The sequence below is a fragment of the Pseudomonas sp. P7779 genome, assembly GCF_013386315.1.
In the GTDB taxonomy this organism is placed as follows: Bacteria; Pseudomonadota; Gammaproteobacteria; order Pseudomonadales; family Pseudomonadaceae; genus Aquipseudomonas.
In genome coordinates, this window is record NZ_JACARZ010000046.1 from 53,710 (window position 1) to 67,688 (window position 13,979).

The 13,979-nt window shown below is 55.6% G+C and carries 16 protein-coding genes and 1 tRNA gene; 7 read left to right on the forward strand and 10 right to left on the reverse strand.

The genetic code is table 11. The features are described from left to right. Positions 1-39: 39 nt before the first annotated feature. From HX869_RS15125 to queA, 6 genes are all read right to left on the reverse strand, one after another. Entirely contained in the window at positions 40-588 is a 549-nt protein-coding gene (locus HX869_RS15125) for a glycine zipper 2TM domain-containing protein (protein WP_003210309.1), read from the reverse strand. 123 nt (positions 589-711) lie between these two features. Beyond that, complete coding sequence (secF, locus tag HX869_RS15130; protein WP_003210311.1) at positions 712-1,626, reverse strand: protein translocase subunit SecF; 915 nt, start codon at positions 1,624-1,626, stop codon at positions 712-714. A gap of 9 nt (positions 1,627-1,635) precedes the next feature. Continuing rightward, on the reverse strand, positions 1,636-3,504 hold the full coding sequence (gene secD / locus HX869_RS15135) for a protein translocase subunit SecD (protein WP_003210312.1): 1,869 nt from the start codon (positions 3,502-3,504) through the stop codon (positions 1,636-1,638). Between the two features lie 62 nt (positions 3,505-3,566). Beyond that, positions 3,567-3,905 (reverse strand): preprotein translocase subunit YajC, encoded by a 339-nt coding sequence (gene yajC / locus HX869_RS15140; protein ID WP_003175975.1) that lies wholly within the window; start codon positions 3,903-3,905, stop codon positions 3,567-3,569. 43 nt (positions 3,906-3,948) lie between these two features. Then, the gene (tgt, locus tag HX869_RS15145; protein ID WP_166742186.1) at positions 3,949-5,064 is read right to left on the reverse strand and encodes a tRNA guanosine(34) transglycosylase Tgt; all 1,116 of its coding nucleotides are present in this window, start codon (positions 5,062-5,064) and stop codon (positions 3,949-3,951) included. A gap of 5 nt (positions 5,065-5,069) precedes the next feature. Continuing rightward, entirely contained in the window at positions 5,070-6,119 is a 1,050-nt protein-coding gene (queA, locus tag HX869_RS15150; protein WP_008438293.1) for a tRNA preQ1(34) S-adenosylmethionine ribosyltransferase-isomerase QueA, read from the reverse strand. 108 nt (positions 6,120-6,227) lie between these two features. On the opposite strand from queA, the gene HX869_RS15155 reads away from it, so the two are divergent. Both HX869_RS15155 and HX869_RS15160 read left to right on the forward strand, forming a co-directional pair. After that, positions 6,228-6,312, forward strand: a tRNA-Leu gene (locus HX869_RS15155). Between the two features lie 94 nt (positions 6,313-6,406). After that, the gene (locus tag HX869_RS15160; protein ID WP_003210318.1) at positions 6,407-6,736 is read left to right on the forward strand and encodes a hypothetical protein; all 330 of its coding nucleotides are present in this window, start codon (positions 6,407-6,409) and stop codon (positions 6,734-6,736) included. Here HX869_RS15160 and HX869_RS15165 read toward each other — a convergent pair. Further along, positions 6,733-7,368: a LysE family translocator gene (locus HX869_RS15165; protein ID WP_003210319.1), complete on the reverse strand. Its 636-nt coding sequence runs from the start codon at positions 7,366-7,368 to the stop codon at positions 6,733-6,735. The two genes, HX869_RS15160 and HX869_RS15165, sit on opposite strands and share 4 nt — an antisense overlap. 157 nt (positions 7,369-7,525) lie before the next feature. Here HX869_RS15165 and HX869_RS15170 point away from each other — a divergent pair, with 157 nt between their 5' ends. Beyond that, positions 7,526-7,894 (forward strand): PH domain-containing protein, encoded by a 369-nt coding sequence (locus HX869_RS15170; protein WP_003210321.1) that lies wholly within the window; start codon positions 7,526-7,528, stop codon positions 7,892-7,894. A gap of 105 nt (positions 7,895-7,999) precedes the next feature. On the opposite strand, the gene HX869_RS15175 is transcribed toward HX869_RS15170, so the two are convergent. After that, on the reverse strand, positions 8,000-9,754 hold the full coding sequence (locus tag HX869_RS15175) for a hypothetical protein (RefSeq protein ID WP_178903278.1): 1,755 nt from the start codon (positions 9,752-9,754) through the stop codon (positions 8,000-8,002). 367 nt (positions 9,755-10,121) lie between these two features. Here HX869_RS15175 and HX869_RS15180 point away from each other — a divergent pair, with 367 nt between their 5' ends. Next, the gene (locus HX869_RS15180; protein WP_177020404.1) at positions 10,122-10,346 is read left to right on the forward strand and encodes a hypothetical protein; all 225 of its coding nucleotides are present in this window, start codon (positions 10,122-10,124) and stop codon (positions 10,344-10,346) included. A 114-nt stretch (positions 10,347-10,460) separates the two neighbouring features. On the opposite strand, the gene HX869_RS15185 is transcribed toward HX869_RS15180, so the two are convergent. Together HX869_RS15185 and HX869_RS15190 are read right to left on the reverse strand one after the other, a co-directional pair. After that, entirely contained in the window at positions 10,461-11,036 is a 576-nt protein-coding gene (locus tag HX869_RS15185) for a PIN domain-containing protein (protein WP_178903279.1), read from the reverse strand. After that, a complete protein-coding gene (locus HX869_RS15190) occupies positions 11,033-11,503 on the reverse strand; it encodes a helix-turn-helix domain-containing protein (RefSeq protein WP_177021397.1) in 471 nt (156 codons plus the stop codon). Before HX869_RS15190 ends, HX869_RS15185 begins: the two co-directional genes overlap by 4 nt. Positions 11,504-11,783: 280 nt before the next feature. Between HX869_RS15190 and HX869_RS15195 the strand changes: the two genes are divergently transcribed. From HX869_RS15195 to HX869_RS15205, 3 genes are read left to right on the forward strand one after another with little or no spacing between them, the layout of a single operon-like run. Then, complete coding sequence (locus HX869_RS15195) at positions 11,784-12,938, forward strand: colicin E3/pyocin S6 family cytotoxin (protein WP_178903280.1); 1,155 nt, start codon at positions 11,784-11,786, stop codon at positions 12,936-12,938. 6 nt (positions 12,939-12,944) lie between these two features. After that, complete coding sequence (locus HX869_RS15200; RefSeq protein ID WP_102368185.1) at positions 12,945-13,199, forward strand: colicin E3-like toxin immunity protein; 255 nt, start codon at positions 12,945-12,947, stop codon at positions 13,197-13,199. Between the two features lie 55 nt (positions 13,200-13,254). Beyond that, a complete protein-coding gene (locus HX869_RS15205; protein ID WP_177020400.1) occupies positions 13,255-13,878 on the forward strand; it encodes a DUF3916 domain-containing protein in 624 nt (207 codons plus the stop codon). Positions 13,879-13,979 lie beyond the last annotated feature (101 nt).

The window sequence follows — 13,979 nt, forward strand, 5'->3', positions numbered from 1 at the left end:
AAAAAAGCACCCCTCGGGGTGCTTTTTTTATACCTGGGATTACTGCTGCGGCTGGTTCTGACCGATAACCAGGCGCCCTTCCTTGTCGACGGGGATCTGGTTGCCTGGATCACGATCCATGCGCACGGAGCCTTCCTTGCCGTCCAGGGTGTAACGTACGTCGTACCCGACAACCTTGTCGCTGATGTCATTAACGGTATTACAACGAGTTTGCGTGGTGGTGTAGGTATCGCGGTTCTGCATGCCTTCCTGAACCTTGTTACCAGCGTAACCGCCACCGACCGCACCGGCCACGGTGGCCAGCTTCTTGCCATTACCGCCGCCGACCTGATTACCCAACAGGCCGCCCGCCAGCGCACCGACCACCGTACCGACGATCTGATGCTGATCCTGCACAGGTTTCTGCCGGGTTACGGCAACATCCTTGCAGACTTCACGCGGGGTTTTAATCTGGGTTTTCACCGGCTGCACCGCCAGCACTTGCGCATACTCAGGGCCGCTTTTTACCAGGCTGTAGGTGGCAACAGCACCCCCGGCAGTCACACCGACAGCACCCAATACCGCACCAACCAGTAACGACTTGTTCACGTGAACCTCCTGACCATCACAAACGGACCGAACGATCCGCGCTATACCCAGCCTTGGAGCAAAAAAAAAGGCGCGAGTTCAATACTCGCGCCTTATTTGTAACAGCAGATCAACAATCACCCATCAAGGGCGGTCGTCGACCTCCTTGCCGGTGCTGGCAGGAGGGATCAAGTCTTCGCTGTTGAGGTTCAGCCAGATCAGTACCACGTTGGCGATGTAGATCGACGAGTAGGTACCCGCCAGCACGCCGATGAACAGCGACAGCGAGAAGCCCCACAGGTTGTCGCCACCGAACACCATCAGTGCGGCAATCGCCAGCAAGGTGGAGATCGAAGTCGCCATGGTGCGCAGCAGGGTCTGGGTGGTGGAGATGTTGATGTTCTCGATCAACGTCGCCTTGCGCAGCACCCGGAAGTTCTCACGAACCCGGTCGAATACCACGATGGTGTCGTTGAGGGAGTAGCCAATGATTGCCAGCACCGCCGCCAATACCGTCAGGTCGAAGGTGATCTGGAAGTAGGCCAGGATACCCACGGTCACGATCACGTCGTGGATCAGCGACACAATGGCGCCGACACCGAACTTCCACTGAAAGCGGAAAGCCAGGTAGATCATGATGCCGACCAGCGCCATCAGCATGCCGAGGCCGCCTTGGTCACGCAGCTCTTCACCTACCTGCGGGCCCACGAACTCGACGCGCTTGACCGACGCCGGGTTGTCGCCGCCGACCTTCTGCAAGGCCTCGGCTACCTGGTGACCCAGTTGCGGGTCTTCGCCCGGCATACGCACCAGCAGGTCAGTGGTTGCACCAAAGCTCTGGACGATGGCTTCGTGATAGCCGGCCTTGACCAGCTCGTTGCGCACCAGGCTAACGTCGGCCGGCTTCTCGTAGGTCAGCTCGATGAGCGTACCGCCGGTGAAGTCCAGACCGTAGTTCAGGCCCTTATGGAACCAGCTGAACAACGCCAGAACGGTAAGGAGCATGGTGAAGCCGAACGCAACGTTGCGAACGCCCATGAAGTTGATTGTACGTAACATGGCAGCCCCTTAAATCCACAACTTCTTGAAGTCACGTCCGCCAAAGATCAGGTTGACCATTGCGCGGGTCACCATGATGGCCGTGAACATCGAGGTAAAGATACCGAGGGACATGGTCACCGCAAAACCTTTGACCGGGCCGGTGCCCATGGCAAAGAGAATCCCGCCGACCAACAGGGTGGTCAGGTTGGAGTCGAGAATTGCAGTAAATGCCCGGCCGAAGCCTTCGTTGATTGCCCGTTGCACGGTCATGCCCGCAGCAATCTCTTCACGAATCCGCGAGAAGATCAGTACGTTGGCGTCAACCGCCATACCCATGGTGAGTACGATACCGGCGATACCTGGCAGGGTCAGCGTTGCACCCAGCAGCGACATCAGGGCCAGCAGCATCACCATGTTGCCCGCCAGCGCGACGGTGGCGATGACGCCGAAGAAGCGATAGATGGCGATGATGAACAGGGAGACGAACAGCATGCCCCACAGTGCAGCGTCGATACCCTTGGTGATGTTATCAGCACCCAGGCTCGGGCCGATGGTACGTTCTTCAGCGAAGTACATCGGGGCGGCCAGGCCACCGGCACGCAGCAGCAGCGCCAGTTCGGATGACTCACCCTGGCCGTTCAGGCCGGTGATGCGGAATTGAGCACCCAGCGGCGACTGGATGGTCGCCAGGCTGATGATCTTCTTCTCTTCTTTAAAGGTCTGTACCGGTACGTCTTTCTCGACGCCGTCGACCACTTGCTTGGTGTAGGTGGTGACAGGACGCTGCTCGATGAAGATCACCGCCATGCTGCGACCGACGTTGCTGCGGGTTGCGCGGCTCATCAGTTCGCCGCCGTGGCCATCCAGGCGGATGTTCACTTCAGGCGTACCGTGCTCGCCGAAACCAGCCTTGGCGTCGGTCACCTGGTCACCCGTAATGATCAAGCCACGCTCGATCAGTGCAGGTGGACGATTGCCTTCACGGAACTCGAACTCTTCTGCAGTAGCACGGGTAGCACCCGGCTCAGCCGCCAGGCGGAATTCCAGGTTGGCTGTTTTACCCAGGATACGCTTGGCTTCAGCGGTGTCCTGCACGCCCGGCAGTTCAACCACGATGCGGTTGGCACCCTGGCGCTGAACGATCGGCTCGGCCACACCCAGTTCGTTGACGCGGTTACGTACCGTGGTCAAGTTCTGCTTGATCGAGTATTCACGGATTTCCGCCAGCTTGGCCGGGGTCATCGCCAGACGCAGTACCGCCTGACCATTGAGGTCGGCCGGAACAATGTCGAAATCGTTGAAGTTCTTGCGGATCAGCGCACGGGCCTGTTCGCGGGTTGCTTCGTCAGCAAAGCCCAGCTGGATGGCACCGTTGAGCTGCGGCAGGCTGCGATAACGCAGGCGCTCTTTACGCAGCAGGCTCTTCACATCGCCTTCGTAGACTTTCAGGCGAGCGTCGAGGGCCTTGTCCATGTCCACTTCCAGCAGGAAGTGCACACCACCGGACAAGTCCAGACCCAGCTTCATCGGGTGTGCGCCGATCGCGCGCAGCCATTTTGGCGTGGTCTGTGCCAGGTTCAGTGCGACGACGTAGTCATCACCCATGACCTTGCGCACAACGTCTTTTGCCGGCAATTGGTCTTCTTGCTTGGTCAGGCGCAACAAGCCGCCCTTCGCATCAGCAGCCAAACTTGCCGCTTTAACCTGGATACCCGCGTCGGTGAGCGCTTTGCTCGCACGGTCCAGATCAGCCTGATTGACCTGCAGCGCAGTGCTGGCGCCAGTGATCTGGATAGCCGGGTCATCAGGATAGAGATTGGGAGCGGAATAAATAAAACCGATCGCCAGCACCGCCAGGATCAGTACGTATTTCCACAGAGGGTATTTGTTCAGCATCACGCCGCCCGCTTATAACGCGGGGCGCCTTGCGCGCCCCGTCGATTGGTAAAGGTTGTTACTTAGATCGCTTTGAGCGTGCCTTTTGGCAGCGTGGCAGCGATGGCGCCCTTCTGGAACTTCATTTCTACGGTGTCAGAGACTTCCAGAACCACGAAAGCGTCGGACACTTTAGTGATCTTGCCGGCGATGCCGCCAGTGGTCACGACTTCGTCGCCTTTCTGCAAGCTGCCCAGCAGGTTCTTCTGCTCTTTGGCGCGCTTGGCCTGTGGACGCCAGATCATCAGGTAGAAGATGACCAGGAAGCCGACCAGGAAAATCCACTCAAAACCACCGCCCATAGGACCGGCAGCGGCCGGTGCAGCGGCATCAGCCATGGCATTAGAGATAAAAAAGCTCATTTAGCACTCCAGTTGCAAATAGTGAATCTTAGGGTCGGAAAACTCAGTCCAAGGGCGGCACAGGCAGCCCGCGCTTGGCATAGAAGGCATCGACGAAGGCGGCCAATGTACCCTGTTGAATAGCCTCGCGCAAACCAGCCATCAGGACTTGGTAGTGACGCAAATTGTGGATGGTATTCAACATGCTACCCAGCATTTCCCCACACTTGTCCAGATGGTGCAGATAAGCGCGCGAGAAGTTCTGGCAGGTGTAGCAGTCACAGGTAGGATCCAGCGGCGATTCATCATGGCGATGGAACGCGTTACGGATCTTCAGCACGCCTGTATCGATGAACAGATGCCCATTGCGGGCATTACGGGTTGGCATCACGCAATCGAACATGTCCACACCGCGGCGCACACCCTCTACGAGATCCTCCGGTTTGCCAACGCCCATAAGGTAACGAGGTTTGTCAGCCGGCATCAGGCCCGGCAGGTAATCCAGCACCTTGATCATCTCGTGCTTGGGCTCGCCCACCGACAGGCCGCCGATGGCCAAGCCGTCGAAGCCGATCTTGTCCAGGCCGTCCAGCGAGCGCTTGCGCAAGCTTTCATGCATGCCGCCCTGCACGATACCGAACAGGGCAGCGGTGTTATCGCCATGGGCGTTTTTCGAGCGCTGGGCCCAACGCAACGACAGTTCCATGGAAATCCGCGCGACGTCTTCATCGGCCGGGTACGGCGTGCACTCGTCGAAAATCATCACGATGTCGGAGCCCAGGTCACGTTGCACCTGCATCGACTCTTCCGGGCCCATGAACACTTTGGCGCCGTCCACCGGGGAGGCGAAGGTCACGCCCTCCTCCTTGATCTTGCGCATGGCGCCCAGGCTGAACACCTGGAAACCACCGGAGTCAGTGAGGATCGGGCCTTGCCACTTCATGAAGTCATGCAGGTCGCCATGCTTCTTGATCACTTCGGTGCCCGGGCGCAGCCACAGGTGGAAGGTGTTGCCGAGGATGATCTCGGCGCCCGTGGCGACGATGTCACGCGGCAGCATGCCTTTTACCGTGCCGTAGGTACCGACCGGCATAAAGGCCGGGGTCTCGACGGTACCGCGAGGGAAAGTCAAACGGCCGCGGCGAGCTTTACCATCCGTGGCCAGCAATTCAAACGACATACGACTCATGATTGTTCCTCTGGGCCGCGCGGCGCCGGATTACGGGTGATAAACATCGCATCACCGTAGCTGAAAAAACGGTATCCGTTATCGATGGCGGCTTGATAAGCGGCCATGGTCTCGGGATAACCGGCAAATGCCGACACCAGCATCAACAGCGTGGATTCCGGCAAATGGAAATTGGTCACCAGGGCATCGACCACATGAAACGGCCGGCCCGGGTAGATAAAGATGTCTGTGTCGCCACTGAACGGCTTGAGCACGCCATCGCGCGCCGCGCTTTCCAGCGAGCGCACGCTGGTCGTACCGACCGCCACCACCCGCCCGCCGCGCGCCTTGCACGCTTCCACCGCATCCACGACGTCCTGGCTGACTTCCAGCCACTCGCTGTGCATATGGTGGTCTTCGATGTTATCCACACGCACCGGCTGAAACGTGCCGGCCCCCACGTGCAGGGTCACATAGGCCGTTTCAACGCCTTTGGCGGCAATCGCATCCAGCAGCGGCTGGTCGAAATGCAGCCCCGCCGTCGGTGCAGCCACCGCGCCCAGTCGCTGGGAATACACCGTCTGATAACGCTCGCGGTCCGAGTCTTCATCCGGGCGGTCTATATAAGGAGGCAACGGCATATGGCCGACGCGTTCCAGCAGCGGCAACACTTCCTCGGCAAACCCAAGCTCGAACAACGCATCATGACGGGCCAGCATTTCTGCTTCGCCACCGCCATCGATAAGGATCTTCGAACCCGGTTTCGGCGACTTGCTGGAGCGCACATGGGCCAGCACGCGATGGCTGTCCAGCACCCGCTCCACCAGAATTTCCAGCTTGCCGCCGGATGCTTTCTGGCCAAAAAGGCGAGCCGGAATCACCCGGGTATTGTTGAAAACCATCAAGTCGCCTGGGCGTAAATGCTCAAGCAAATCAGTGAATTGACGGTGTGCGAGGGCACCGCTGACCCCGTCCAGGGTCAGCAGTCGACTGGCGCGACGCTCGGCCAAAGGATGGCGAGCGATCAGCGAATCAGGGAGCTCAAAAGTAAAGTCAGCAACGCGCATGATGGGGTTCGTCTAGCAGGGCCGGGAAGTCTAGCGGAAATAGTGAAAATTGACCATGAAACGTGATTGACCAACGGTAATCTCATCTCTATACTTCGCCGCCATTGAGCCCTGATGGCGGAATTGGTAGACGCGGCGGATTCAAAATCCGTTTTCGAAAGGAGTGGGAGTTCGAGTCTCCCTCGGGGCACCATCTTAAAAAAAGACCTTGAAATTCAAGGTCTTTTTTTTCGCCTGCAGGAAAGTGATGATGGGCGGGCGAACGCGAGAAAAGAGGAACCTTGGCCATGGAACAGACGCTGGAAGCTGTAGCGCTTTTTGCGCTCAAGCTGGTGCATGAGACCGAAGGCGCGAGCCCGATTCTGCGGGACGACCTGGTCATGGACGGCTATGAGCGGGAGGTGTTTGGCTTGCTGGTGCGCAAGGGCGATATCAATGCCATCCAGCATAAGATCGACGAGTGCCTGGCATTGGCCCTCGAATCCCTGGGCGGTGCACACACCGTGATGGGCCGCGAGCTGCAACGGCTTGCGGTGGATGCGCGCCAAGCGACGACACTCGAAGAACTCAATGCCCCGCTCAACGCACTCAAGGATTACCTGAAGGCGATCCTTTAACGCCTGCCTTCGACCGCCATGCGTACAGCCAGGCCCATCAGCACCGAGCCCATCAACCAGCGCTGTACGGTTTGCCAGACCGGTTTGCGGATGAAGAACCCCGCGATCGAGCCCGCCATCAGAGCGATCAGCCCGTTGACGCTCACGCTGATCATGATCTGCGTAAAGCCCAGTACCAGCGATTGCGACAGCACACTGGCGTGCCCGTTGGGGTCGATAAACTGGGGCAGCAACGACAGATACATCACTGCCACTTTGGGATTCAGCAGGTTGGTGACAAAGCCCATCATGAACAGCTTGCGCGGGCTGTCCTTGGGCAAGTCCCGCACCTGGAAGGGCGACCGGCCACCCGGCTTCACCGCCTGCCAGGCCAGGTAAACCAGATACAGCGCCCCGCCGAGCCGCAGCGCGTCGTAGGCATAGGGAACCGCCATCACCAACGCGGTGATACCCAATGCCGCGCAGAACATATAGACGACAAAACCCATCGCAACGCCGCCCAGGGAAATCAGCCCGGCCACTCGCCCCTGGCAGATCGACCGCGAAATGAGGTAAATCATGTTCGGGCCGGGCGTCAGCACCATGCCGAGCGAGATCAGGCCGTAGGCAAGCAGGCTGGAGAGTTCGGGCATGGGGTGGCTCCTTGACGACGTAAAACCTTGTAATGGCCGGCGGGTTGTTGGCGCCATGGTAGGGCGATAAAAGGAACGCCGTTAGATACAGATCCGCGAGCAAAACGTCATACACCGGTACCGGCGTTTGCTGCACCACTCACCCAAGGAAAGGCACATGATCGACTTCAACAACAAAGGCTTCTTCAAGCTCAAGCAGAACAACGAATACGCCGAGCGCGTTTCGTCATTGCTGCTGGATGATGAGCAGGTCATCGATTCCTACAAGGCCATGCGCGACGGCGTGGTGTTCACCACCAAGCGCATCATCGCGGTGAACGTGCAGGGAATTACCGGCAGCAAAAAGGATTTCACGTCCCTGCCGTATAAAAATATCGTCGCGTATTCGGTGGAAACCTCGGGGACCTTTGACCTGGATTCGGAGTTGGAGATTTACTTTTCGGCGGTGGGGAAAGTGAAGTTTGAGTTCACGGGGAAGACGTCGATTGTTGAGATATCGAGGGTGATTTCCCGGCATGTGCTTTGAACCAATGCGCTGCTCAGGACTACCTGAAAAAACCATTGAAGAAGCCAGCCTTGCCCGTGATCGGACCTAAACAATCACGCCCGCTCAGGGGCAAACCACTGGACGTCATAACAGTTTGCAGATCACGTCCAGCTCATCGAAAACAAAGCGCGTATTAGCCCTGCAATAGACATCATAGTGCTCGGTCATCTGCCTTCCGCTCTGCGACTGGTTGAAGTAAGCGTCTACCATCTCCTGAGGCCGATGCATCCGTGGTTTGCTCAACACTCGCTCTTCGGTAATGTGTTGATCTTTTCGAACCTGCACCCGCCCATCACGTAGAATATTCCGAAGCAGATTCCACTCATAAAAGAAAATACCATCCAGTTCATAAAAGTTCAGGAAGGGGATATTGTGCAACAATACAAAGTGACTATTACCTGCGTGAGCACCGGCCAGGCCATGCTGGCTCAGTTTCTGGCGAATACTTTCATCGGAAATAGTGTCCCTTAGCACGGCCAACTGCCTGACAAAGCCGGTACGAAAATTAGCATTAAGAAATAGCTGGCACTGCTCCGAAAGATAGGTTGGAATTTCCGATAATTGATATTTAACCTGAATAAAGTAATAAATATCATCCTCTAGGTCCCGAACCACCAAATCAATATCATACCCCTTGATTTTCGCATTATTGCCCGGCTTGAATTCCCCAAACACTTCCAGACGTGGATCGTTGAGTTTTTTAATGTAATTTAAAACGTAATCTTTTTCGAAGCCGGCTCCGAGCAGTTGGCCAAAGTCCGCCTCTTTCCCATTGATGGTTGCGGTACCTAGCAAGTACCTGACGAATTTTCTCAACCCATACTTAAAGTTCAGCGCTCCCCGCACATAAACGCCGCCCTTGTATTCTATGAAACTGCTGGCGGAGTCCAACGTTGGTGCGCGTCCGGCCAAGGCACTGTTGATCATATCCACCGTGGCAGGACTGACAATAGTCCTCAGGTAAGCTTCATCGGTTGTACGTTCGCCCGACATCACACGCAGCTCCAGGTGAACGGCAAAATCGACTATTTCTCGCAAGTAATGATACTTGGGATGCCGTGTCATGGCGGCGGACAAGTACTCCGAATGTATAGACAGGCATTTATCGAGAGTCTGATCCACCAGAAGCCCACGCAAATCCGGATTCAAACGGCCATATTTCTGCAACAGTTCCGCCATGTCATACAATGTGCGTGTATCACTGATTTTAGAATTAGCCTCAGTAACCTCCGCCAACCAATACCCCTTGATCCGTCGCTGTAGTTTCGCGGTAGGTACAATGTGAAGAGTGCTCCCAACCAACCTGGCAGTCAGAAGCCCATGCCCCATGAGAAAATAGATTTCACTGAGGTAATAACACAACCACAAGTTAGCATTCTTCAGGATGGATAAGTTATGTACGGCTCGCAGCTGCAGGTTTTCGGCAATCCTGTTGCACGTATATTCAAGCGCCGCCCATGTGTAGGCTTTACTAAAATCAGCGTACGTATCACTTCCCGACGCTGATGACGCACCATGACCTGCAGACGCCACCTCAATCCTGAAATAGCTACCCAGTTGATCTGTGAACCGGTGCACCGTATTAGGGTTGAGCGGTGTGTTGTCTTCGAAGAGATACTGCGGCAGCGATTGTCGGGCCTGCTCCAGGTTTGCCTTAAGTTTCTCCCAGAGTATTGCCTGAACCTGTTCGGGACAAATCAGCCGACGCAGTGCGGGTATTTTGTAAAGCATTCGACTGCGCCAGGTGAGACGTTTGCCAGCTGGCGGGAGGGCAGTCGTGTTCGCCATAGGGTCATGCAAAAAGGCAAGTAGTTGCGGGTCTACATCTTCATAAATCATCAACTGGCGTCCTGTCCAATTTCCACTGAGGGCAGGCACTCGCCTTATCCCTATCGGTTATGGCGCATGACCCTAGCATATCGACACATCGGTTTTTCGACGCCTGCACGCGAACTGGAAGCTTCCTACACCTGATTAGGAGGTGAGCACCCATTCAGAAAGTGAGTTTTCCCACGCACACCATCGAACAACGGGAATTTCAGGTTCGCCTCCGCTCTCATAGGCTCGCTTCCTTGTACAGGGAAGTGAGCAGCCATGACAGAGCGCGCGTATCCAATTAGCGAAGAAGAACAGCTGAAGCGGCGAATTTCGATCCGATAACGGGTGAAGAAACTAAAGACACAGATGACTTGAAAAGAGTAAAGCCGTGAAGCACTTGATATACGTTGTGCCTATAAGTAGCGACAACATTTCAGCTGAAATTTCCCTCAATGTGAAAGCAGAAGATTTGCGCACCATCATGGGTTGGCAGACAGAGAGTGACGGCGTCTACGACTATCTGCTTACAGCAAATCAGATCAAGGTCATTGAAAACCTCACGTCACAGGTTCTTCCAAAAAATGCGTCGCTCTACCTCGCCTGTGACGAGTGAAATCAATCTCAACATTAGAAACTTAGGGGTCAGAAACTTAGGGGGGCAGATCTATTTACTCCAGATATGCCAAGAAACATCTGACCGGCAGATGCAGCCCATCTGACACAATCGCTACAACATCACCTCATAAGGCCCAAGAAACTTAGTCGTCTGCACCAACCCCTGCCGCATCAACATCTCCAGGTAATTCCCCGCATCCATCGGCGGCCTCTTCAGCGATCGCCTTTGCTTCTGCGCCGCAGCCAACACAGCTGCCTGATCCAAATCCCAAAGATCCGAAACAAAGTCATCCGGATGCATCGCTTCAATGTCGTACGCGTCCAACACCCGCGCTGGAAAATCCTTCAAGTTGAAGGTCACGATAACCTCGGCCTTACTCCTGATCGCCGCCGCGAGCACATGACGATCATCAGGATCAGGCAAATCCAGGCTCGAACAAAGATCCTCGTACCCCGTCACCAGAGCATCCGGTATCGCCATGTCCATCAGCGCCGAAGTGCAATCCATTTGAGCTACCGTTAAGTCAGGTCGATTCTTGAGCACATTTCGCTTCCACTCTTCATGAATCTGATTAGTCCATCGCGCTCGAAAAAGCCCCGAAAGGCCAAGCCACATAAGCAAGTCCCTGAGTGGCGCAGGGTAGAGAACACAGGCGTCGTATACCGCAGTAAAAGGCGAACACCTCATCCCTCATACCCCATTCCCAACTCCTGCGCCTGCTGCGCCAACGCATCCATCGCCTCCTGACTTTCATCCTCACGCCGCTGCTTGAACGCCATCAAATCAGAAAACCGTATCCGCCGATGCCGTCCGGTTTTGGTGAATGGAATAGCGCCCTCTTCCAGCATCTTGACCAAATGCGGTCGCGACACATTGAGCATGTCGGCAGCTTCCTGGGAAGTCAGTTCAGCGTGGACCGGCACAACCTTTACGGCATTACCAATGGCCAACTCACCCAAAATATCGACCAGCAGGCGCAGCGCTGAGGTAGGTAGCACCAGCGTATGAGGCTTGTCTTCCTTGTCGAAAATGTCGATACGCTGGGTCTCAAACTTGGTCGATAGTAGAGACGCCAACGCTCGCTGGCCTTGTACGGCGGCTTCGACTTCCTTTTCCAACGGCAGGACGGTTTTGGGGAGATGGCTGGCAATCATGATTTCGCTCCGGCAAATACTCAACTGAGTGAGATCAACGCTAGACGAAATAAACGAAAATCGCAATAAACGAAACGACCGCTAGTCAGTGAGCTGTTCGTCAGTAAAGGAGCACAGGGGACGAATCTACTTACTCGTCGTACTTTGCGGCCTGCAGCGTGGGACGCGATTGTCGCTGTTGATCTGATGACATTTCCCACACCTCCCATCGAACAGCGAGAATTTCAGGTTCTTCTCCGCTCTCATAGGCTCGCTTCCTTGCACAGGGAAGTGAGTCGTCATGACAGAGCGCGCGTATCCAATTACCGAAGAAGAGCAGCTAAAGCGGCGAATCCTGACTCCGCAGCCTAAGCAGATTTCGAATTCACCGTTCATTGATTTGTATGAAGCGCCTCCCCCGCCATCGCCTGAACCCGCGAGGATTCCAGGCCACGTATTCGCCAAGTCGTGCCAGTTGCCCGACGGGATCATCAGCTACAACAATCCCACCGGCTATGTGCCGCTTGAGCTGATCAAGGACTACGGCCACTTCACGCTGTTAGGCGGGCGGGAGATGGACAGCCACGGCGGCGTGTCCCTCAGGAAAATCAGTGGTAGTGCCCTGCCCGTAGGGCTTGGCCAGCTTGTATTGCGCACAGCGGCATTGGAGTCCTCGGCTGCGGCGGTCGGCGCCGCAGCGGGGAGCTTGCTTGCAGGGCTGGTGGCGCTGGCTTGGCCATCGGAGCTTGGCGACAGTGCGCTCTATAGCGAAGAGCAGCTTCGTAACCTGCAAAAAGCCCGCTCGCGGATGCGCTTGCATATCGAGCAACGCGACGACGGGACGCTCAAGGGGTATGGGTTTTACACCGGTAAAAATACCGACTGGCAGATGATCGATGTGGTGCAGTTTCAGAGTCGTGATAGTCAGTTCTTGGCGGATCTTGGCGAGGGTGTGGAGCTGATTTGGACGCCGGCCATTGATCCTGGCGACACCCTTGGCATACCGGCATTGGAGGCTGCACCGCAAGCGCCGGTGATGTGGATTTATCCGCCGACGGAGGCGGCCAAACAGATTCTGGTGAACCCGATTTATCCGCCGGAGTATCGGGATTTTATTCTGGTGTTTCCGGTGGAGTCGAGGGTTCGGCCGCTGTATGTGGTGGTTAGCGTTAGGGCGGGCGATCACAAATACCATTCCGCTCCCGGCACAGACGAAATCACCGGTTTCCTAAACCTGAGCAAGGCAAAACCCAAGACCCCAAAGCAAGGTGGGGCAGGGCTTAGAGAGCGCTGGATTGATGACAAAGGACGGATAATTTACGAGTGGGACTCGCAGCACGGCGAACTAGAGGCGTATAGAGCAAGCGATGGCAGTCACTTGGGGGCGTTCAACCACATAACTGGTGAACGGCTGAAAAAGCCTAAGAAAAAACGAAATATCAAAAAATTTTTGTGAGGGCATATGGGACTGAAATTAAGACTGGAATGGTTCGATAAGTCGACAGAGCTTGGTTTAGGAATAGAGCGCTCCGCAGACTTGGGCGAGGACTATACCGTTGTCGACTCGCTCAGACTGTCCGTTGAAGACGACATTAACAACGGAATGTTCCAGCTGCGTGAAGAATGGCTATTAACTATACAGCCGCTCTTCAGCCACAAAATTATTTCGTCGGAAAGTGACTACTTTCTCGCTCTCGATTATAGAAAGTCCTGGTGATCAAGAATAAGCCCGGGCCTCACAAACAGAAGCAAACCAAGAGTATTCATACCCTATGCGTCGTCTTGCACTTTCAGACAAAAAACTCCGCAACATCCCCAGGCGCTTGCGCGCAATAAGCCGATGGGCAGATAGTTTCGAAGGCTGGTTTTTAGAAGACTTCCCAGTGAGGCGAGGATTTGAAAATTTCAAAATCCCCGTCATAGAAACCTTGGTCGAAGGCAAGCAAACAACCCCGGCGATCCAGGCACACTGCGCTCAGCAATTGATCAACGCGGCCGCGCACCTGATTCAAGCCCGGCCCGATGAAACACCTGAATGCTGGATCGTAGCAGCCATTCTGGTGCCCGACATGTTCTCAAGCGAAGTCTGCGTCTACATCGATAAAAGCCGCTACCTCGGCGCTATTCTGCCCTTCGACTACGACTACTTTCGTCAAACCCGAATAACGGGCAGAAGCCTTGCAAACGAATGGGGGTTGATCATCCCCCCAGGCCTACACGAGGTGGGTTTTCACTTCATCCACGAAGATGAGGACGGAGAACAGTTCGAGTCAGAGCATTGGTATTTCGGCGAGGTCAGTTCATCGGATGAAGACCCGGGCGGCGACCGCTGGAAGTACAAGACTTTCAAAGCATTTCAGGCAGAACATCCGCATTTATTCAGCACAGCACCGTAGCCTTGCGATGAAAGCCGTGCTTATAACGACGGCCTTTTCAAGCAGCCCTCTCGCTAAAACTCAACCGCGCACACAACCCACCCACCTCCCGGTTATACAAC

Coding starts and splice junctions, on each gene's coding strand:
- HX869_RS15160 (WP_003210318.1), top strand. CDS start 6,407: ATGGAACAGACGCTGGAAGCTGTAGCGCTTTTTGCGCTCAAGCTGGTG.
- HX869_RS15175 (WP_178903278.1), bottom strand. CDS start 9,754: ATGATTTATGAAGATGTAGACCCGCAACTACTTGCCTTTTTGCATGAC.
- tgt (WP_166742186.1), bottom strand. CDS start 5,064: ATGTCGTTTGAATTGCTGGCCACGGATGGTAAAGCTCGCCGCGGCCGT.
- HX869_RS15185 (WP_178903279.1), bottom strand. CDS start 11,036: ATGAGGTGTTCGCCTTTTACTGCGGTATACGACGCCTGTGTTCTCTAC.
- HX869_RS15195 (WP_178903280.1), top strand. CDS start 11,784: ATGACAGAGCGCGCGTATCCAATTACCGAAGAAGAGCAGCTAAAGCGG.
- queA (WP_008438293.1), bottom strand. CDS start 6,119: ATGCGCGTTGCTGACTTTACTTTTGAGCTCCCTGATTCGCTGATCGCT.
- HX869_RS15200 (WP_102368185.1), top strand. CDS start 12,945: ATGGGACTGAAATTAAGACTGGAATGGTTCGATAAGTCGACAGAGCTT.
- HX869_RS15190 (WP_177021397.1), bottom strand. CDS start 11,503: ATGATTGCCAGCCATCTCCCCAAAACCGTCCTGCCGTTGGAAAAGGAA.
- HX869_RS15165 (WP_003210319.1), bottom strand. CDS start 7,368: ATGCCCGAACTCTCCAGCCTGCTTGCCTACGGCCTGATCTCGCTCGGC.
- HX869_RS15205 (WP_177020400.1), top strand. CDS start 13,255: ATGCGTCGTCTTGCACTTTCAGACAAAAAACTCCGCAACATCCCCAGG.
- secD (WP_003210312.1), bottom strand. CDS start 3,504: ATGCTGAACAAATACCCTCTGTGGAAATACGTACTGATCCTGGCGGTG.
- HX869_RS15170 (WP_003210321.1), top strand. CDS start 7,526: ATGATCGACTTCAACAACAAAGGCTTCTTCAAGCTCAAGCAGAACAAC.
- secF (WP_003210311.1), bottom strand. CDS start 1,626: ATGTTACGTACAATCAACTTCATGGGCGTTCGCAACGTTGCGTTCGGC.
- yajC (WP_003175975.1), bottom strand. CDS start 3,905: ATGAGCTTTTTTATCTCTAATGCCATGGCTGATGCCGCTGCACCGGCC.